We start from the raw sequence: 261 nt of genomic DNA, 5'->3' as shown, positions 1-261 counted from the left end.
CGTCACGCTGAAGGACATCTGGCCGACCGACGAGGAGATCGACGCGATCGTCGCATCGAGCGTGAAGCCCGAGCAGTTCCGCAAGGTCTACGAGCCGATGTTCGCGCGCACGGCCGATGCGGGCGAGCGTGCCGCGCCGCTGTACGAGTGGCGGCCGCAGAGCACCTACATTCGCCGTCCGCCGTACTGGGAAGGGGCGCTGGCCGGCGAGCGTACGCTCAAGGGCATGCGGCCGCTCGCGGTGCTCGGCGACAACATCAC

Annotated in this window: 1 pseudogene; it reads left to right on the top strand. The window is 69.0% G+C overall.

The features are described 5' to 3' along the window. Nucleotides 1–261 (top strand): annotated as a pseudogene (locus tag SB816_RS32690) (Fe/S-dependent 2-methylisocitrate dehydratase AcnD); the annotation flags it as partial.

It is taken from the genome of Achromobacter sp. SIMBA_011 (assembly GCF_046535435.1).
GTDB lineage: Bacteria > Pseudomonadota > Gammaproteobacteria > Burkholderiales > Burkholderiaceae_B > Achromobacter > Achromobacter dolens.
Note: the sequence above shows the minus strand (reverse complement) of the source record. Positions and strands in the feature narration are given on the sequence as shown.